Annotated in this window: 15 protein-coding genes; 11 read left to right on the top strand and 4 right to left on the bottom strand. The window is 41.3% G+C overall.

All coding sequences use genetic code 11. From position 1 onward, the window contains the following. Window positions 1-530: 530 nt before the first annotated feature. Window positions 531-2,696: an SF1B family DNA helicase RecD2 gene (recD2, locus tag K245_RS0117940; protein ID WP_035277507.1), complete on the bottom strand. Its 2,166-nt coding sequence runs from the start codon at window positions 2,694-2,696 to the stop codon at window positions 531-533. Further along, window positions 2,693-3,271, bottom strand: a complete 579-nt coding sequence (gene gmhB, locus K245_RS0117935; RefSeq protein WP_027360322.1) for a D-glycero-beta-D-manno-heptose 1,7-bisphosphate 7-phosphatase — start codon at window positions 3,269-3,271, stop codon at window positions 2,693-2,695. The genes recD2 and gmhB overlap by 4 nt, the downstream gene beginning before the upstream one ends. Before the next feature lie 387 nt (window positions 3,272-3,658). Between gmhB and lnt the strand changes: the two genes are divergently transcribed. Further along, on the top strand, window positions 3,659-5,164 hold the full coding sequence (gene lnt, locus K245_RS0117930; RefSeq protein WP_027360321.1) for an apolipoprotein N-acyltransferase: 1,506 nt from the start codon (window positions 3,659-3,661) through the stop codon (window positions 5,162-5,164). A gap of 63 nt (window positions 5,165-5,227) precedes the next feature. After that, the gene (locus K245_RS0117925) at window positions 5,228-6,229 is read left to right on the top strand and encodes a YhdH/YhfP family quinone oxidoreductase (RefSeq protein WP_027360320.1); all 1,002 of its coding nucleotides are present in this window, start codon (window positions 5,228-5,230) and stop codon (window positions 6,227-6,229) included. Window positions 6,230-6,450: 221 nt separating this feature from the next. Here the strand turns inward: K245_RS0117925 and K245_RS0117920 are convergent, their stop codons facing one another. After that, window positions 6,451-7,905: a cellulose synthase family protein gene (locus K245_RS0117920; RefSeq protein WP_198013925.1), complete on the bottom strand. Its 1,455-nt coding sequence runs from the start codon at window positions 7,903-7,905 to the stop codon at window positions 6,451-6,453. 232 nt (window positions 7,906-8,137) lie between these two features. On the opposite strand from K245_RS0117920, the gene K245_RS25225 reads away from it, so the two are divergent. Continuing rightward, window positions 8,138-9,334: a (Fe-S)-binding protein gene (locus K245_RS25225; protein WP_051284348.1), complete on the top strand. Its 1,197-nt coding sequence runs from the start codon at window positions 8,138-8,140 to the stop codon at window positions 9,332-9,334. A 26-nt stretch (window positions 9,335-9,360) separates the two neighbouring features. Beyond that, the gene (locus K245_RS0117910) at window positions 9,361-10,221 is read left to right on the top strand and encodes a transporter (RefSeq protein WP_035277506.1); all 861 of its coding nucleotides are present in this window, start codon (window positions 9,361-9,363) and stop codon (window positions 10,219-10,221) included. Here the strand turns inward: K245_RS0117910 and K245_RS27830 are convergent. Next, a complete protein-coding gene (locus K245_RS27830; protein ID WP_198013924.1) occupies window positions 10,172-11,482 on the bottom strand; it encodes a hypothetical protein in 1,311 nt (436 codons plus the stop codon). The genes K245_RS0117910 and K245_RS27830 overlap by 50 nt on opposite strands. A gap of 31 nt (window positions 11,483-11,513) precedes the next feature. On the opposite strand from K245_RS27830, the gene K245_RS0117900 reads away from it, so the two are divergent. From K245_RS0117900 to K245_RS0117870, 7 genes are all read left to right on the top strand, one after another. Beyond that, window positions 11,514-12,413, top strand: a complete 900-nt coding sequence (locus K245_RS0117900; protein ID WP_027360316.1) for a sulfurtransferase — start codon at window positions 11,514-11,516, stop codon at window positions 12,411-12,413. A 135-nt stretch (window positions 12,414-12,548) separates the two neighbouring features. Beyond that, window positions 12,549-14,426, top strand: coding sequence for a sulfurtransferase (locus K245_RS0117895; RefSeq protein ID WP_027360315.1), 1,878 nt, complete (start codon window positions 12,549-12,551; stop codon window positions 14,424-14,426). A 286-nt stretch (window positions 14,427-14,712) separates the two neighbouring features. Further along, on the top strand, window positions 14,713-14,943 hold the full coding sequence (locus K245_RS0117890) for a hypothetical protein (RefSeq protein ID WP_027360314.1): 231 nt from the start codon (window positions 14,713-14,715) through the stop codon (window positions 14,941-14,943). 84 nt (window positions 14,944-15,027) lie between these two features. After that, window positions 15,028-15,963 (top strand): CsgG/HfaB family protein, encoded by a 936-nt coding sequence (locus K245_RS0117885; protein WP_027360313.1) that lies wholly within the window; start codon window positions 15,028-15,030, stop codon window positions 15,961-15,963. A 61-nt stretch (window positions 15,964-16,024) separates the two neighbouring features. After that, the gene (locus tag K245_RS0117880) at window positions 16,025-18,256 is read left to right on the top strand and encodes a discoidin domain-containing protein (protein WP_198013923.1); all 2,232 of its coding nucleotides are present in this window, start codon (window positions 16,025-16,027) and stop codon (window positions 18,254-18,256) included. Between the two features lie 234 nt (window positions 18,257-18,490). Then, on the top strand, window positions 18,491-18,961 hold the full coding sequence (locus K245_RS0117875; RefSeq protein WP_027360311.1) for a hypothetical protein: 471 nt from the start codon (window positions 18,491-18,493) through the stop codon (window positions 18,959-18,961). 71 nt (window positions 18,962-19,032) lie between these two features. After that, a partial coding sequence (locus tag K245_RS0117870) for a transposase (RefSeq protein ID WP_027360310.1) occupies window positions 19,033-19,234 on the top strand: 202 nt, incomplete at its 3' end.

Below are 19,234 nucleotides of genomic sequence, written 5' to 3'. Positions count from 1 at the left end.
TATAACGTTCTTTCCAGTCAAATAAGCCAAGCTGCTTCATTATCTAATTTACTCTCCATATAAATGAGTTAACTTGGCTTATATATATCATATTATTACTTATATAGTAATATATTTTTGATTTTTAGAGGATCCCTTTAATTTCAATAAAATCAATTTGTTTATAGATAGCTATGCCCTGCTCTGGTCACTGCATTAAAATTGTTTTTTTGAGAGGAGCCATTAAAAACAAAGAAAAGACGGCCTTTTTTTGAATAAACACAGGATAATACTAAAAAGGATTCAAATCAATACGATTTTATAGAACCTATTGTTTTGGCCTGTGAGCCGGCATAAATCATATAGCTCAGTGAAAAAATTTACAAAGCATAATGTCCTCATAATGATGCCGACGTATAGCTAATTATTATTTATCGGTAAAAAAACAATAAAAACGGCGAGCAACATGCCAAGATATTCCAAATACAGAGCATAGAATCATTAATGATATTCGGGTGTCTCAAAAGACCAATACTCCCTAAAGCCTCAACTCATAGGGTTTTAGCAGAAGCTATCCTGACAGAAAGATTAGAAAGCCTTTTAGCCGGCCTGTCGTTACCGATGGCTTTAATAAGGGCTTTTCTATCTCCAATGAGAATGACAAGCTGTTTACCTCTTGTCATGGCAGTATATATCAAATTCCGCTGAAGCAGCATATAATGCTGAAATAATACGGGAATAATAACAGCCGGATACTCAGACCCCTGGGATTTATGCACTGATATTGCGTAAGCCAGAGACAGTTCATCGACTTCATCAAAGTCATACTCAACATCCCGCCCTTCATAATTTACAGTGAGTTTTTTAGTGGAAGTATTAATTCCTGAAATCATTCCTATATCTCCATTAAAAACCTCCTTCTGGTAATTATTTTTAAGATGCATTACCTTGTCACCAACACGAAAAGACATCCCCCTGATATCTGCCGACTGGGCCTCCTTATTCAGCGCTTTTTGAAGAAGAAGATTAAGATTCAACGTTCCAGCCTCACCTTTATGCATTGGGCAAAGAACCTGAATCTCCCCCATCCTGTCAAAACCGAATTTTTTTGGAATTCTTTCTGAGCATAGTTCGATAATACTGTTCACAACTGTCTGGGGCGTAGCCTGATTTATGAAATAGAATTCAGAAAGACCGTTCCCATCTTCTTCAGGCTTTGAAAAATCAGGAAAAAAGCCTTTATTGACCCTGTGTGCATTCATGATTATAGGGCTTGCCTTAGCCTGCCTGAAAATTTCTGTTAGCTGAAAAGAAGGAATCTTGCCAGATTTTATCAAATCACCAAGCACATTGCCCGGACCAACAGAAGGAAGCTGGAATGTATCTCCAACCAGCAATATGGTCGCTGTCATGGGTGTTGCTTTCAAAAGATTGTGCATAAGAACTATGTCAATCATCGAAGCCTCATCAACAATCAAAAGATCAGCTTCAAGAGGATTACTGCTGTTTCTCTCGAACTTTTCCTCTCCCTGGGTGTATCCAAGCATCTTATGTATTGTCGAAGCTTTTCTGCCGGTAACATCAGATAGCCTCCTTGCAGCTCGACCCGTAGGAGCAGCAAGGAGAATCTGTCTGCCCATTTTTTCAGCAAGCACACATATGGAACGAATAAGAGTTGTCTTTCCTGTGCCAGGCCCTCCTGTTATTATCGCAGCCTTATGAGTGACAACCTCTTTGAGGATTCCCTTTTGTTCTTCGGATAGCTCTATGGCAAGGCGTGAAAGAACAAGCTCCTTCATCTCATTTTCATCTATGATGGTTTTCAGACTCGGAACAGTAAGAATTGCATTGAGACGGTCAGCTGTTTCAGACTCAGCATCATAGAGGTCTTTCAGATAAATATGACCGCCTTCGGGATTCTTGTCTATCTTCACGAAAACGGGTGGATTTTCCAGAGCAGAATAAACCGTCGATTCAGTGCACTTGAGAAGAGCCATACATTTTTCAATCAGCATGTCTTCTGGTAAAAAAGTATGGCCATCGTCAGCAGCGCTTCTAAGAACATGAAGCATTGAAGCCCTTATACGCTCAGGCGAATCCGGGGCAAAGCCAGAAGCAAGAGCAAGCTCATCAGCAACCTGAAAACCAATTTCAGGGATATCTTCACATATCCGGTAAGGATATTCCTTGATGAACTCCATCGCTCCTGGCCCATAAACCGCAGCAATCCTCGCAGCATGCTGGCTCGCGATACCCGATTCGGCAAGGAAGGCTGAAAACTTATGAAAGGAATGATGTTCACGCCAAGCGCTGATTATCATGTTTGCCTTGGCTCTTCCTATTCCAGGAACAGAAGTGAGTCTCGCAGGCTGATTCTCTAAAATATCGAGGGATTCATCCCCAAAAAAATCGACTATCTTTCTTGCGAAAGACTGCCCTAATCCTTTGATTATACCTGATGAGAGATAAGCTTCTATTTCCTCTGCCTTGGTGGGAAGAATAACTTCCATGATCTGTATACGAAACTGCTCGCCGTATCTGGAATGGGATTCCCATGCACCCTGGGCTCTTATTTTTTCTCCGGCTGACAGACCGGCAAGATATCCAACAACGGTGATCGACGCTCCGTTTGCAGAATTTTTCAATCTGGCAATGGCATAATTATTTTCAGGATTATGATAAGTGACTTTTTCGATCAGGCCTGAAATCGTTATCATATTAATCCCGTACCATCTGAAATGACCCATTTAACTGCTGCCATCAGATCGTCTGCAATATAATCGGGAGTATTTAATTCTCCTGACTTTATCTTATCAAGGGTTTTAACTCCGCTTCCGGTACGCACAAGAATTTTTCTGCCGACTCCTGCCCTTTCAGCTGCAAGCATATCCTTTGCAGTGTCCCCAATCATGTAAGCTCCAGACATATCAACAGAATACTTTTCTTTGGCCATATTCAAAAGACCTGGTTCAGGTTTTCTGCATCCGCATTTGTCTTCAGGAACATGAGGGCAGAAAAATATGTCGAGTATTCGTCCTCCAGATTCTATAATTCCAGTCCGCATCTTTGAAAAAATCTTTTCAAGGCCTTCTGAAGTGACCATTTTTCTGCCAATAACAGACTGGTTTGTGATTATTATCGTCTCAAAACCATTATCTTTTAAAAGCCCGAAAGCTTCCGCGCTTCCAGGTATAAAAACAAACTCATCTTCATTCTTGATATATTGAGGAGAATCAAAATTGATTACCCCATCCCTGTCGATAAAAACTATTTTTTTATTATTTACAGACATTTAAACTAAAAATTCCGATAATATTCAGACTAACAGCATTAAAACAATTCATGAAACTAAATAAAAAACCAGGTAATGGCAACAGGCTTTAATTCAAAAGCTCATATCATATTGCTTTTTTGGAAAAAACCTGAAATCTGTTTATTTAATAGTCTCCTCCGGCGGGTCGCTTTTTGAAAAAAGATCCGCAAAAACTTTTTGGTATTATAAAGAGCTTAGATAAGAATATGTACCAAAGCGTTTTGTTATCAAAAAAGCATTAATTTTTGTTGGGTTTGGGGACTTTTTACAAAAGGCCTCAAAGATCAAGAACTACACAAAAGATCATTATTTCTGTTTTGAACATATAAGGGAACACGGCCAATTATAAAATCATCTTTACAGATAGTGCTTTCCATTATTCTGATTTTTTCTTCATTCCCTCCTTTTTCTATCCCATTTGCAGGGATTTTAGGGCTGTCTTTATTTTTTTATTCTCTTTCAAAAATAGAATCACTAAAAGCTACGATTGCAGCCGGAGCCTCTTTCGGATTTCTTTTTTCAATAGCAGCAGGCAAAGGCATCATATTTTCGTCAGTAATTCACTATGCTAAGACTCCTATGTTTGCCTTGCTTTTTTTTACGGCATCGGTTGCCCTGCCATCAGGAATCCTTCATGGTCTCTTTTCAGCCCTTTTCAATATCCTCAAGTCTGAAAGCTTAGCATTCAGGATTATGGTTGCCCCTGCGCTGTGGATTCTCTTCGAATATTTGCGTGAAATAATACCAGGAAGCATTCCCTGGGCAAATATGGGTTATATGATGATGCCATGTCTGCCTTATGTGCAGATAGCTGATTTTGCAGGAATATATGGCGTTTCATTTATTGTCGCATCATGTGCAGGGCTGCTTTCGGGGATTTATTCATGTTATAATGACAGGGAACAAATTGATTACAGACAAATAACAATCCTGATTGCTTTTGTCTTAATACCTTTAATTTATGGCCAATACAGAATCAGCAGTTTTGATAAAAAATTCAAAAGCTATTATGATTTAGGTTCAGGTTCAGAAATCAATTCTATATGCGTTCAGGGAAGCCATTCTCCGTCTGACAGATGGAGAGGCCTGGAATTTTTCGGCAGGTTCAGCACATACAAATCAATGACTGCTGAAATGCTTGCTAATAGTATTGATGCCTCAAAACCATCAATTATTGTCTGGCCGGAATCAGTACTTAATATGTCATCTTCAACATCAGAGACAGTTTTCAGAGATATTTCAGCTCTTATGGGCAAAAATTCAGTACTGATTTCAGGTGGTATAAGAAATGGCGCCAAAGGGAGCTTCAACAGCGCATATATATTCCCAGACGACGGAACAGTATTAGCATACGATAAAAATATACTTCTTCCTTATGCTGAAAAGGCTGTGAGTTCTTTTAAAATAGGCAGTTTCCAGGGCGCGCCGGATGAATTTATTGAAGGAAAAACTAAACCATATTTTAAAGCAGGCAATCTTGATCTTGGAATCTCAATCTGTCTTGAAGACCTTTATCCCGGGTATGTAAGAAAATCTGTGGATCTTGGCGCTAAACTACTGATTAATATTTCAGCAGATGACTGGTTCGGAAAAACAGGAACAGCTGAAATGCACCTTGACGCAGCCAGAATGCGGGCCATTGAAAACCGGAAATTCATGATAAGGTGCGCCAATAGCGGTGTATCAGCAATAATTTCAGCTACTGGCAAACTTGAGAAACAAACCCGGCTTTTTGAAAGATCAGCAATTCAGGGGATTTCTGTTATGATGGACGAAAAGAGTTTTTATTCAAAAAACGGTGACTTTATATTGCTTATTTCAGCCATTATAATTATCTCTTCTTTCATAAAAATTATTTTCAGCAGACAATGAAGCATTCAAAATACGAGTCTTTTTTCAAAAAATCTGGCAACTTAATCTGATGGAGGCCTTAACATGGAAAACAAAAAATTTCTGGCAATGGTTGTTTCAGAAACCGAAGATCAAAAATACATAAGAAACATTTCGGAAAAGAACACGGAAGACCTGCCAGCAGGTGATGTCCTGATAAAAGTGATGTTTTCATCCTTAAACTACAAGGATGCCCTCTCTTCCATTGGGAATAAGGGCGTAACCAGAAAATACCCCCATACTCCGGGGATTGACGCTGCCGGGATTGTTGAGTCAAGCTCATCCAAAGATTTCAAGCCCGGAGAAGAAGTTATCGTTACAAGCTATGATTTAGGAATGAATACTTCCGGTGGGTTTGGCCAGTATATCCGTGTTCCTGAAGGATGGGTCATAAAAAAGCCTCAAGGACTTTCACTGAAAGAAAGCATGATCTATGGAACAGCCGGACTAACAGCAGGCCTCTGCGTTTCGGGTCTTCTTGAGCACAATATAAAACCGGAAGCAGGAGAAATCCTTGTCACAGGTGCTGCCGGTGGGGTCGGCAGTATAGCTGTCAGGCTGCTTTCAGCTCTTGGATATGATGTTGTCGCGGTTAATGGCCTAAATGATGAAACTGATTATTTGAAGGAACTCGGAGCAAAAAGAATCATTTCAATTGAAGATGCCGTAGACAGAAGCGGGCGGCCCATACTCAAAGAGCTTTGGGCTGGCTGTATAGATACCATTGGAGGCGAAATGCTTGCAACAGCCATAAAATCAACAAGAGCTGGCGGTTCAGTAAGCTGTTGCGGCAATGTGGCGTCAGGAGATCTTCCACTCACTGTTTATCCGTTCATCCTTCGAGGAGTTACTCTTATCGGAATTGATTCCCAAAACTGCCCTATGCCAAAAAGAAAAAAAGTTTGGGACAAGATTGCAAACGAATGGAAGCTGACTGATTTTGAAAAAATGGCCGAGGAAATTTCAATATCTGATCTTGACGCAAAAATTGATCTGATGATTGCAGGGAAACACAGGGGAAGAACAATTGTAAACAACTGGCGTTGAAAAAGAATCAAGGTGATTGGGACTTATTTCAACCGTGGAAAGTAGTTGGTTTGCCCATGATTAATGAGTGCCTCTAAGAATTAGAATTTTTGATGTGGTAGCAAAAAAGCGGCGCACGGAGAACCGGAGTTTATGCGTTTATAAATGAGGATTCGAGTACGGCACTGACGCAGCTAACGCGCAAAAAGGCAATTATTAGAGGCGCCCTAATTACTTATAAGTCATTCATTCCTAAATCCAAGAGAGCAGAAATCCAATACAAGCACGACAGCGAATCCTGCTGGGAACAGTACCAAAAAAGGAATGGCAGGCCATGTCCCCCTTGCTATCGCAAAAAAAAGCGGCAGGGATGCGTAAATAAGAAAGGCTGAATCAAATAACAGATAGGCTATGACAGACTGGCCGTAACTAAACGTTCCGCCTTCCCTACCCTTTTTCACTATTCCGAATTTTGGGGTTCTTTTGAACTCGCCCCCGTTCCTGAACAGCCCCTGCAAAACTGACAAAGTTATTGAAGGCGCAAGGCCAATGCTTAATGCGGGAAGAAGCGGAAGTACATAAATCAAAGACATTTTGCCCGTCTTCAGAGCATAATAAAAATAGTAAAAAAGTATGGCACACCCTGAAAAAACAAACAGAGGGATATCAAGCCATATGATCTGATATGGGCCGACAGAAATCCTTGCCGCAAGTGTCGGATAAAGAGTCAGTGTCACAAGCGCGCCGAACAGCCATCCGAAATTTGCCAGAAGATGCATGAAAGATTCAATTTTTACAGACAATGGCAAATCTGATTTTATGAGCATTGGCAGAATCTTTCTTGCCGTCTGGACTGATCCCTTTGCCCATCTCTGCTGCTGACTTCTAAATGCGGAAAGCGTGACGGGCAGCTCTGACGGGACAGTTATTTCATTCACATATTCAAATTTCCAGCCCTTAATCTGGGCTCTGTAGCTAAGGTCAAGATCTTCTGTCACAGTATCAGCCTGCCATCCTCCTGCATTTTCAATGGCTGATTTTCTCCAGATCCCGGCTGTTCCGTTGAAATTAAAAAAAAGTGACCGCCTGAATCTTACCTGGTGTTCTATCTCAAAATGAGGAGAAAGAAGGATCTTCTGAATTTTAGTAAGAAAGGAATAGTCAGAATTAACGAAATCCCATCTTGTCTGAACCATACCGATTCTTTCATCTTCAAAATAATGTATGGTTTTTTTCAAAAAATTCGGGGAAGGAATAAAATCAGCGTCAAAAACAGCAATAAACCCGCTTGAAGTCTTTTTCATTCCTTCTGCCAAAGCTCCGGCCTTGAAACCTTTTCTGTCGATTCTTTTAAGGTGTTCTATTCTCACACCTGTATTTTTCCAGTTTTTTACAGAATCAGCCACTATTTCAGATGTCTCGTCAGTGGAATCATCAAGAACCTGAATTATTAACTTATCTTTTGGCCAGTCAAAGGAAGCGACTGCATCAATAAGCCGTTTTGTAACGAATTTTTCATTATATAAAGGAAGCTGAACAGTAATTTCAGGAAAGATCGAAAAAGAATCATGTGCGGTTTCAATTTTTTTATCGCATTCCTTTCTCCAGCACCAGATCATCCATAAACGATGAATGCCGTATATAGAAAGACAGGCAAGACTGAAAAAATGAATTATAACCCAAATGTTTAAATTCAAAGTATTCATGGCCCGAATCGATAGCACAGGCAATGTTCTTAGTCTATTCGATTGTTTGCCTTGTATGAAAAGTCAGTTCCGCAAATACCTCATGACTATTGATAATTATTATAACAATACTCATATCAATTGATAATATCGATTTGACTTATCTAATTTGCTTATCTACTTAATCAGCCACAAAATATATCAAAATATTAGTTATAAATTCAGCGTAATCAGGAAGTTTTAGATGGGCGGAAATACTCAAAAGCATGATTCGGACATAACTAAAACAAAGTCATATAGTTCAGACTCATATACAGAAATTGCCGAAAAATGCACTGAATGCATGAAATGTGTTGCTGAATGCGACTTTCTTAAAAAATATGGTTCTCCAAAAAAAATTGCTGACTCGTCACTCAGTGGTGATTCAGAATATCTGAAATACTCCTTTGAATGCAGTCTCTGCGGCCTGTGCGACTCTGTATGCCCTTGCGGGCTCAAACCAGCAGACATGTTTCTTGCAATGAGGTGCGAATCAGTAAATTTGGGCATAGCCCCATTTAAAGCCCATTCACCCATTCTGTCCTATGAAAAAAAAGGAACATCAAAACTATTTACATACTACAGCATACCTGAAAACTGCGACACGGTCTTTTTCCCGGGGTGTACCTTCACGGGATCAAGACCAGAAAGCACAATGGCTGTTCTTGATATTTTAAGAAAAAAGGACTTTTCAACAGGCATTGTCCTGGACTGCTGCTGCAAGCCCTCCCATGATCTTGGCAGAATGGATTATTTCAATTCCATGTTTTCTGAAATGAGGACATTTCTGCTGGAATCTGGAATTAAAAAAATAATTGTGGCATGTCCGAACTGCCATAAAGTTTTCAGCTCTTATGGTTCTCCCCTTGAAGTCATAACTATTTATGAAGTTCTTGCTGATTCAGAATTTTCTTCTGATAAGCCCTTACTCAAAAGCAGCAGTATTACGATACATGATCCATGCGTTCTAAGGGACTGCACTAAAATCCATGATTCAGTCAGAAAAATGGCTGCCATTTCAGGATGCACACTATCTGAAATGAAGCATTCCCGTGAAAGGACTCTATGCTGCGGTGAAGGCGGAGCTGCCGGATTTCTTGACAAGGAACTCGCTGATTCCTGGAAAGTCAAAAGAAGCAAAGAAGCAGGCAATAACCATCTGATTACTTACTGTGCAGGATGCTCAAATAAACTGGGCGGCCTTGTTAAGACATCCCACATCATTGATTTTGTCATTGATTCTGAAAAAGCACTTACAGGAAAAACAAAGGTCTCCAAGGCGCCATTCACATATCTCAACAGATTGTTGGTCAAGTGGAAAATCAAAAAGAACGACAAATCCCCAATAACCAGGGAAAGAAATTTTAGCCCCGGAAAAGGCAAAAAAATCATAGGGCTTTAAAATATTTTTTAACAAGGAGTACGAAAATGAAATTTACCGGAAAAAATTTTAAAATTGCAGCAGCCTCAATTTTTCTTGCGTGTCTGACAGCTTCCCAGTGTTTTGCAGGAGCTTGGACAGCGGAAAAAGGCGCAATGTACCACAAACTTTCAACAAATCATTATTCGGCTGATGAATATTTTGATGATGACAGCGAAAGAACAGACTACGCGCATAATGGAAACTTCAGAGATCTCAACGCTGGTTATTATGTGGAATACGGTCTTCTGGACAATCTGACTTTGAACGGATCCATATCATTCAAAAGTCTCAGGTTCGAGAATGATTCGATAATAAACAAAAGCAGCGGATTCTCTGATCTTGAACTTGGCGCAAAATACAGGATACTCGAAACCAGGGGCGGAGCATTCTCTGTCCAGGGTCTTGTGAAAATTCCTGACACCTATGATGAAAACGATGCGGTTCCAATGGGCAACGGCCAGTATGACACAGAAATGAGATTTTTGTTCGGTCAGTCCCTCTCCCCTGTTATTCCGGCATATTTCAATGTTGAAACAGGTTATCGTTTCAGGGCTGAAGAGCCAGCTGATGAAATCAGATATCTTTTGGAATTCGGAATGGATTTTTCTGCCAATTGCTATGGGCGCATCAAGCTTGATGGCATCTACGGCATGAATAATGAGGACGATGAAGCCTCAATTTCAGGCAATCCGACTGCATCTCCAAATTATGACCTTGGCAAGCTCGACATGGCGGTCGGTTACAAAATGGACAAAAACGCTGCCATAGAATTCGGGTGCAGACCTGAAATCTACGGTAAAAATACTTCAGCCGGGGTCAACTGGTCAGTTTCCTATGTTTACATGCTGAATCCCGATAAAAAATAGCTTTCATCAGAAAGTTTGCGGACGAAGCAACAACAGGGGCTGCAAAAATAAGCATGGCAACAAGGTCTGATTCTGTCCACTGCCCTGTGAGTCTGTATGGAATAAGGACTCTGTATGAAAGAAGCACCGCAAAAGTCATGCAGATGCCTGAAGCACCAGGAACAAAAGGAAAAATTGAGGCAAGATAAACAGCATACCAGGGATGAAGGGTCGGTGTCAGAAGCAGAAATACCAGACAAAGAATGTAAATGGATCTGAAAAAACTTTTTGCGTCAAATCCATTTGAAGTCTTTTTCTGAAAGGCCTGACCATAGATTCCCAGTGCAAACAAGGCAAAGACAGCCATTATGACTATCCTTGCCATATTACCGTTCCCGGTCGTTTGCCTTAGCTCTCTGAAAATAAAGCCCGAGAACTCCCAGTTTCTTGCGTAAACATCCAGGGTTTTCAGGACGTTTTGAATATCAGGCAGAAATGGAACAACGAGCAAAATAACCGCTGCTATAAAGCCTGAAATGAAAATCATGCTTTTTTTATAACCAGCGTAAATCAGGCATATCGGCAGAAATATCACTGGCAAAAGCTTTATAAGAAATGAAAACGTAAAGGCCACACCTGCTGCGAAAAACCTTAAAGCACTTGCAAAATAAATCTGCCTGCTTTCTTTGTCCGGCGCACAGGCTGTTAACATGTAAATGGACAAAATCAGAAAAAAGACAGCGGCGGAATCAATATGACCGGATGAAGCCGTTTCCATGACAACAAGAGGATTCCAGGCATAAAGAATAATCCTTGATGAAGGGATTTCTGCTTTCATGGCAATTCTTATCATCACAAGAATGCTCAAGGAATCAAGCAGAATAATAAGAAGCCTGATTCCATTCATCCCGCCAATAAACGCCCCTGCTGCGAATACAAGCTGGGCAGCCGGCGGATAAATGGTGACAAGGTCAGGATGATTGACCCTTGACGCAAGATTTTTCATCCCAGGATAAAGATCAGCTGCTCTTAATGGGGAATCAGAATACGGATTCATAGATGAAAGAAGAATTTTGCCGTCAAAAACATAGCGATGGATGTCATCAGACAGACTTGGCTCTGAATTAAGAAAAACCAGTCTGATTATTACAGAAACGCTAAAAATCAATAAAACCGAAATTTTTATTTTCTTTATTTCAGAGAGAAAAACAGCGCCAGCGGCAAGCATGAAAACAAATGCTGAAACGCCTGTTATTTCAGGAATGTTCAAATCAGCTTTCATACAAAACGACAGCAGGCCAAAGGAGACAATAATGACAAAGCTGACAAAAAAGCCAATAATAAGAGGCAAATGTCTATTATCATCATTTTGTATAATCTTCATTTTACTCATATCCTGCCTGAATATTACTCCTGCGTCAGCAGATGAAACAAAGCCTGAAAAAGCTGCGGATATAGGTTTGATACAGCCTTCTGATCTTCAAAAAAACTTTTCATCCTGGATCGTACTTGATGCCCGTCCCCTGAATATATGGAGCAAAGGTCATATCAAGGGATCAATTTCATTCTCGTGGGAGCAATATACCAGAACAGACGATAAAGGAATAGAGTATCGAATTTTCCCTCCTGCCGAGCTTTCGTCCAAGCTTGGAAATCTTGGAATAGACGAAAATTCATCAATTGTTGTCTATGGAGATGCTGACACAAGTTGGGGCGGCGAAGGCTGGGCTATATGGGCGCTTTCATGGCTTGGGCATAAAGGTAAAACCAGACTTTTGGATGGAGGAATCCAAGGATGGACAAACCAGAAGCTTGAAACCGTACAAGGAGACAGCCAGTCAAAAAGGCCTGAACTAAAATACCAGTACAAGACCAGGGACTCGCTTATTATCTCAACTGAAAAACTGAAAACCGAAAAATCAGCTTTAACCATTATAGACAACCGCTCTGCTTTTGAATGGATGAAAGGACATATCCCGGACGCCAAAAGAATAGAGTGGACAAATCTCTATAAAGGGCCGGAAAGAAAACCTCTCCAGCCAAACGAATATAAGGAACTGCTTTCATCAAATGGCATAGATGCATCAAAGCCGTTGGTATTCTACTGCACAGGCGGCATCAGGTCTGGGTATGCCTGGCTCGTTCATCAGCTTTCGGGCCTTCCTTCTGCAATGAACTATGAGGAAGGAATGGTTTCCTGGGGAAAAAAATAGAAGAGGCTTCAAAACCGCAAAAAAGCCTTGGCGGGTCGCTTTTTTGAAAAAAAGCTTCGCAAAAAACTTTTGGATTAAACAAATTAAAAAAACCGGCTTTTAGCCAATAAATAAATTTTACATACGGAGTTGGAAATGGAAACAAAGGGAATGAAGGTCAAAAAAGCTTATTTTGTCATTCTGTTCATCGCAATGCTGATGCCTTTAGTATCAGCCTGCAACAGCTCGACATCACAAAAAAACGGATATCCCAACGGCAATCTGCTTGCTTCTGAGGAAGATCTTAAAACAAATGACAGCATTATAATTGATACCAGAACAGCTACTGCCTACAGTGCTGGCCATATTCCAAAAGCCATAAATTTCAGATGGCAGCAGCTTGAGACATCAAACACAGATCTGAAAAGCATTCCGGAACTTGAAGCGATTCTTGGCAGCTCTGGAATAAAAAAAGATTCCAGAATAATTATTTACGATGACACCGTAAATTCATGGGGAGCTTCTGGCCGCCTCTTCTGGGCCCTTGAATATCTCGGATGCACAAACGTAAGCATCCTTAACGGCGGTTGGGATAAATGGATTGCAAGTGCTAATACTCCAGAAACAAAAACAAACACACTTCCTGCCACCACCTTCACAGCGTCTGTAAAACCAGCAAAACTCTCGGACAAGGAGCATATTGCCTCGCGTCTCAACGACAGTGATTTTGTTGTAGTTGATACAAGGACAGACGAAGAATACATAGGATGGAAGCTTTACGGAGAAGCACGCGAAGGTCATATTAAAGGAGCTGTTCAGCTTCCTTATGCATGGTATTACAATTCTGACAAAACAATTCTTTCCAAGGAAAACCTTCAGAATCTTCTCGAGTCCCACGGTGTGACAAAAAACAAGGAAGTAACTTCATACTGCACCGTAGGCATTCGCAGCGGTTTCTTCTATTTCCTGACCCGCCTTATGGGATATGAAAGAACATCCAATTATGACGGATCAATAAAAGACTGGGCGGCAGACAGTTCAAAACCCATGGAAAAAGCAGATCGCTTTTCAACCATAGTTCATCCTTCGTGGCTGAAATCTGTCATGGATTATCATAGAGAAGGAAGCGTAAGTGCCGCACCTCCTGAATATCCATATGACAGGGATCACAAGTATATTGTATTTGAAACCCAGTGGGGAACAATGGACGATGCGACTGCTTACAAAAGCGGGCATATACCTGGAGCATTCCATTCAAACTCAGATACCTACGAAAACGGCTATCCACGCTGGTTCCTTCTTCCTGATTCAGAGCTGAAAGCTGCGGTCGGAAGCATGGGAATAACAGAAGACACAACAGTAATAGTTTACAGTGACAGCCCGATATTTGCGGCAAGACTCTGGTGGATACTCAAATATGCCGGAGTTCAGGACGTAAGATATCTGAATGGGGGTTACAAAAACTGGACAGCAAGCGGATACCAGAGCGAGACATTAATAAACGAACCCCTGGCTGTAACATACACAGGATCAATAAAACCTGAATTCATTGCAACAACAGACTATGTTTTCAATAATTACAATAATGCCAATGTGAGCCTTGCCGATGTCCGTAGCTACGATGAATACATCGGCAAAAAGAGTGGTTACAGCTATCTTGCTGCCAAGGGAAGAATCCCTGGCGCAATATGGTCATATGATGCGGATGATTCCTCATCAGTTTACTCAGACCCGGACGGAAGCCTTCGCAGCTTTGATGAAATTAAATCAGTATGGGAAAAAATCGGCATAACAGCAGCCGAAGGCTCAAATCTGTTCGACAAGGAAGTAATATTTTACTGCGGCGGCGGATACCGCTCTGCCCTCACCTTCCTTTACGGCTACTATATGGGGTACGAAAACATAAGAAACTATTCCGAGGGTTGGTCAGGATGGAGTACAGATTATCTTGAAAGCGACTCATGCACGGACAGCGTAACTCCTGGATGGTGCCAGACTCCATCAGGAAGGCCTGCTGTAGTTGAAGCCAAGTAAAACAAATCTGCGATAAAGAATAATAGGGGGAAACGGACTACAGGGTTTCCCCCTTCAAAATCCCCCCAAAAAATCCATCGACTATCCTTAAACGTCTCTTTACTTGAAAAACAACTTCCATTTTAATCAAAAAATTGTTTAAACATCAGGAAAGAACTCAGCTTTCTTATCACCCAGCCGTCATATTAAAAACAAAATGATATCAAACTTATGAGCTTTTCCACTAAAAATGCCCCGGCAGATAAAGGCTGAGTATTCAAAATATCAATTACACAAGGATACACTCATGGTTGTTATACCTCTTCCAAAGTTCACGGATACGGCAAAAAAACGCTGGAACGGCTTGAATGAAACAAACAGAAAACTGATACTTGAAACGACATGGTGTCCTTCATGTAAAAACGGCATTTGCATGCAGCTTCATGAAGCGAAAATGCTCGGAAGATCACTATTATTAAGAGGCATATGCAAGGAATGCGGACACGATGTCGCAAGAGTCGTGGAGCCAGATGATTAAAACATCCAAATTCCCCATTTGGACAAGTATTGAGACAGAAAATTTAATATTTCATTTCTAACCATGTTTAAAGGAGGCTATGCCATGAACACAATTAAACTTCCCCCTTTAATTATAATATGTTGCATATTGTTCATAAATGCTTGCGCGCCAACGGTTCAGGTACCAGTTATGAAGCCTGCCGAGATAAACTTCAAGGACAAGCAGAGAATGACGATCGGAGAGTTCGAGGGCAACATAGGCAGGATGACTTCTGACGTTCTGACTTCAAAGATATTTTCAAACGGATATTTCCAGGTAGTCGAAAGGCAGAACATAGGAACTGTTATGGGAGAACAGCAACTGACAAGAATGGGGGCTGTTGACGAAAGAAGCGCTATCAGGCTCGGAAAACTGACAGGCGCGGCTGTTCTTGTTTATGGAAGCTCATACGCTGATTTTGACATCGACATCGATAAAAACGAATATAAAGAAAAAAAAGTCCGCCACATCACCTATAAAAAGAAGGCAACTGCCAAAGTTACGGCAAACTTCAAGGTGATTGACATGACCACAGGGAAACTCATGGCTGTAAAAATGATCACAAAGGAAGCGACAGATGAGACTTCTGAGACAGATCATTTTCCGCCGGATCCTGACGACGATGCACTCATCAGCAAGGCGCTTGATCTTGTCGTGGATGAATTCATAAAGACTGTAGCGCCTTACAAGGAACTTGTGACCGTAGAATTCGCCTCAAATGATGACAATATCCAGGAAATTGAAGCAGGGATTAACTCATGCAAAATTGGCCGCTGGAACGACGCCATAGATCAGTTCAGAGTGGCCACTAAAAAATATCCCAATAATTTCAGCGCATGGTTCAATCTTGGGATTGCTTACGAATACAGCTTTATGTTCCAGGAAGCAGAAGATGCCATAGCCCAGGCTAACAGGATCAAACCGGATGACAAATGTATTAAAGAGATAGGCAATATCAGACAGATGGCGATGGAGAGAAAAAGACTTGATATTCAGTAGCTGAGCAAATCAGGCGCAATACGGAGTTTAAGACTATTATTCCATAAAAATGAGTGGCCTTGTGAACAGTTTTCAAAAAGATCATATATTAATAGCAGGTTCAGTCGTACTGTCGACTTTCTTTTTGATTGCAGATTATTCATATGCAGCGGAAAGGCAAAGGCTTTCCATAAATATTGATGATTCGACTCCTGTTGCGTCTTTTATGCCAGATCAGGCATTCGGGGCCACCCTTGATGGCCTTGAAGGCGGAGATCTGGAAAGAATCTATTCCCCTGGAAACATCAAAGCCATGTCCGGAGCCGCCTACAGAAGACTGGCCTATCGTCTGAGGACCGAACTCGGCATTGAGGCATGGCACTGGAACGATAACGGATCATGGAGCGATGAGGCAAACAAACAAGGCTACTGGACTTCGAGCGACAAGGCTGTAAGGCCATCGCTGAAATCCTTTGGTTACCGGCTTCCACGCAGGGGTAATACCATAGATCAGGCCGGAAACGATGGATACTCAAGGCTTGATGACGGCAACGAGAGCACTTTCTGGAAGAGCAACCCTTATCTTGATTCTCATTTTACTGGTAAGGATAATTCCCTTCATCCTCAATGGGTGATCGTAGATTTCGGCAAACGTCGCAATGTGAACGCTCTGCACATTCTCTGGGGCGAGCCTTATGCCACTGACTTTCAGGTGGAATATTGGGACGGCAAGGATACTAATTATATTAACGATTTGTCGGAGGGTGTCTGGCGGGTGTTTGATCGCGGTCACATCAAGGATGACAAGGGCGGTGACGTACTTCTGAGGCTCAGTGACGCCCCGGTGTCCGTTCGTTTTGTCAGAATCCTTTTGAATGCCTCATCAGGGACTGGGCCAAAAACAGATGATGTAAGGGATCGACTTGGATATTCAATCCGTGAGCTTTTCATGGGCAGCTTAGATAAAAAGGGCAGATTAAAAGATATCATCAGGCATGCTGCTTCCAATAAGACTCAGACCTTTACACTCACCTCTTCAACAGATCCCTGGCACAGGGCCAAAGACCTGAACCTCAAGACCGTACAGCCCGGCTTCGACCAAATAATTATGTCCGGGCTTGGAAAAAACAATCATATCCTGGTTCCAGCTGCGGTTCTTTATGACACGCCAGAAAACATGGCTGCCATGATCAGATATTTAAAATCCCGGAATTTTCCAATTAGCATGCTTGAGCTGGGAGAGGAGCCTGACGGTCAGAATGTCAGCCCAGAGCATTACGCAGCTCTTTATCTTCAGATAGCTAAAGTCATACACGATATTGATCCAACGCTGATCACAGGAGGGCCTGGTTTCCAGTCTGAAGTGGATGGATGGAACACATTCGCCAATCCCAAAGGTGAACGATCATGGATGAAGAGGTTTCTTTTCTATCTGCGTGAACGCAAACGCCTTGATGATTTTGCTTTTTTTTCGTTCGAGTGGTATCCGTTTGATTCTGTATGTGAATCAGCTACTGATCAATTAATCATGCATCCAACGCTGATGAAAAAGGCCTTCGAGCGACTGGACATGGAAGGAGTTCCTCGCAATATCCCCTGGATCATCACCGAATATGGATATTCATCGTTTGCAGGCAGGGCGGAAGTGGAGCTTCCTGCGGCCATTTTGAACGCTGAAATCGTTTCACAGTTTTTGATGCTTGGAGGCCAGGCAGCCTTCTATTACGGACTCGAACCCAATAAACCCATTCGTGAACTGGATGATTGCACCAAGCAGGACAAGCTGTGGGGCAACCTGATGATGTTCGAGGAAGGATCAGATGGTGAGATCAAGTGGCGTCTTCCAGCATATTACGGAGCAAAAATGGTGGTGGAGGAATGGGCTGAGCCTGTCAACAAGCAACACCATCTGTTCCGGGCTTCGGTTGTCGAAGTGGATAAAAGCTCTAATAAGATTCCGAATGATGTGACAGTCTACGCAGTCCTCAGGCCGGATAGACGCTGGGGAGTTATGATTCTCAACAAGAGTGCTGACCGCATAAGACTCAATCAGATTCTTTTTAATGGCACTTACACAGACGGTAATTCATTGAAAGGACAGATTGAGGTTGTACAATATTCACCTCGGCAATATGCTTGGCATGCAGATGGAGAAAATGGACATCCACTTCGAAGTGAGCCGCCTGAGCAGTTCAAACTAGGCGACGGACTTAAATCTGGGATTATATTGCCACCTCTGTCTATAACTGTGGTTCGATGCGAAGGCCCGCACTTTCCCAATCCCGATTACATTACAACAAAGGTACATAACTGAGTCATCACAGAAAACAAATAGTAGAGTTAGAAAAATATATCACAAAAAATCAAATTATTGGCTCAATGTCTCAAAATAAATCATCAATCAAATGCGAAAACATCTTTAATTATCTTCAATAAAATGATTTAGAAACCTATCATTACACTTGTTGAGTTTCTGACTTGTATCTTTAAAAAATCAGCCCAAGTGCCCTATTAATAAAAATAACGATTAACCTGGAGAACCGACGGCATGAAAAAAATATCAATTCTCGTTATAACTCTTTTTATTGTTATTTTAGGTTGCAGTTCAAAAAAGGTTTCAACAAACGATAACATAGCCCAAGATTACAATAAACCTTCAAATACCATTATTGCCCAAGATTTGCCTCAGAATAATAATGATGAAAAGGACTCACAAAAAACAAAAGTGTCCCCCCTCACCGAAAACGATACAAAGAATACAGAAGTTATATTTTTTGATGATTTTTCAAATCCTGAAAGTGGCTGGAGCATGTGGTCAAATGAAAAAACATCAGGAGAATACAAAAAGGGAGAATATGTTTTCAAATACTATAGGTATGATACATGGTCTTGGGCCCTGATACCAGGGAAGAATCTATCCAATTTATCTAACTATAGTGTGCGATATAAGGCAGACAATCCGGCAAAAACACCTTTCTTAAAATTCGGGATTTATTGCCATTATAAAAATGATATTTGATTACCATTTTTACTCCGCCATGCTTATCTTAAGGCATGTGAAAGATTATCCAGATATGATGGAGGTGTAGCATGGCAAAAAATATGATCCAATTTCAAAAAGGAAAGAGTATTCACGAATTCCTGTCCGAATATGGGACCGAAGATAAGTGCCAAGACTCATTATTCAGACTTAGATGGCCGCATGGTTTTAGTTGTCCGAATTGCGGCGGTTCGAAATTTTGCGAGCTCAAATCAAGAGATCTGTACCAATGCCACAAGTGTCACCATCAGG

Origin of the sequence: Desulforegula conservatrix Mb1Pa (assembly GCF_000426225.1) — a bacterium.
Classification (GTDB): Bacteria; Desulfobacterota; Desulfobacteria; order Desulfobacterales; family Desulforegulaceae; genus Desulforegula; species Desulforegula conservatrix.
Note: the sequence above shows the minus strand (reverse complement) of the source record. Positions and strands in the feature narration are given on the sequence as shown.

Coding starts and splice junctions, on each gene's coding strand:
- K245_RS0117890 (WP_027360314.1), top strand. CDS start 14,713: ATGGTTGTTATACCTCTTCCAAAGTTCACGGATACGGCAAAAAAACGC.
- gmhB (WP_027360322.1), bottom strand. CDS start 3,271: ATGTCTGTAAATAATAAAAAAATAGTTTTTATCGACAGGGATGGGGTA.
- recD2 (WP_035277507.1), bottom strand. CDS start 2,696: ATGATAACGATTTCAGGCCTGATCGAAAAAGTCACTTATCATAATCCT.
- K245_RS27830 (WP_198013924.1), bottom strand. CDS start 11,482: ATGAAAGCTGATTTGAACATTCCTGAAATAACAGGCGTTTCAGCATTT.
- K245_RS0117925 (WP_027360320.1), top strand. CDS start 5,228: ATGGAAAACAAAAAATTTCTGGCAATGGTTGTTTCAGAAACCGAAGAT.
- K245_RS0117910 (WP_035277506.1), top strand. CDS start 9,361: ATGAAATTTACCGGAAAAAATTTTAAAATTGCAGCAGCCTCAATTTTT.
- K245_RS0117900 (WP_027360316.1), top strand. CDS start 11,514: ATGACAAAGCTGACAAAAAAGCCAATAATAAGAGGCAAATGTCTATTA.
- K245_RS0117895 (WP_027360315.1), top strand. CDS start 12,549: ATGGAAACAAAGGGAATGAAGGTCAAAAAAGCTTATTTTGTCATTCTG.
- K245_RS25225 (WP_051284348.1), top strand. CDS start 8,138: ATGGGCGGAAATACTCAAAAGCATGATTCGGACATAACTAAAACAAAG.
- K245_RS0117885 (WP_027360313.1), top strand. CDS start 15,028: ATGAACACAATTAAACTTCCCCCTTTAATTATAATATGTTGCATATTG.
- K245_RS0117875 (WP_027360311.1), top strand. CDS start 18,491: ATGAAAAAAATATCAATTCTCGTTATAACTCTTTTTATTGTTATTTTA.